The 721-nt window shown below is 54.9% G+C and carries 1 protein-coding gene; it reads left to right on the forward strand.

From position 1 onward, the window contains the following. Window positions 1-70: 70 nt before the first annotated feature. Window positions 71-721: DEAD/DEAH box helicase family protein (locus AC1QQ2_RS14700; protein ID WP_479713705.1), on the forward strand; the 651-nt coding region annotated here is incomplete at its 3' end.

The following is a 721-nucleotide window of genomic DNA, read 5'->3' on the forward strand; positions in this document are numbered from 1 at the left end:
GTTAGGGAAAAACCTAGGATTCTAAATCGCCCGTTGCACTCTTGTAACGGTCGCGTCACCGAAAGCATGCATGACTGACGACACACAACAACAGGTAAGTGAGCAAGCCGGTGACTGGGTGCGCTTTGAAGGCTCCCCGTTCGAGCTGTTCCAACCATTTCCGCCAGCGGGCGATCAACCGACTGCCATTCAGGGGTTGATTGAAGGCTTGAACGATGGAGAGATGTACCAAACCCTTTTGGGGGTGACGGGCTCCGGTAAGACCTACACCATGGCCCAGGTGATTGCACGCATGGGGCGCCCAGCCATTGTTTACGCGCCCAACAAGACACTGGCAGCCCAGTTGTACTCGGAGTTTCGCGAGTTTTTCCCCCGCAATGCGGTGGAATACTTTGTCAGTTACTACGACTACTACCAGCCTGAAGCCTATGTGCCTCAGCGTGACCTGTTCATTGAAAAAGACTCTGCCATCAACGAACACATCGAGCAGATGCGCTTGTCATGCACCAAGAGTCTGTTAGAGCGGCGCGATGTGGTGATCGTGGCGACTGTCTCCGCCATTTACGGTATCGGTAGTCCCGAGAGCTACCACCAGATGATCATGTTGCTGCGTCAGGGCGACAGCGTTGGTCAGCGCGATTTGATCGCGCAATTGGTGCGTATGCAGTACATGCGCAATGACATGGACTTTGCGCGCGGAACCTTCCGTGTGCGCGGCGAT

The sequence above is a fragment of the Aestuarium sp. genome (assembly GCF_023253315.1).
Lineage (GTDB): Bacteria > Pseudomonadota > Alphaproteobacteria > Rhodobacterales > Rhodobacteraceae > Marivivens > Marivivens donghaensis.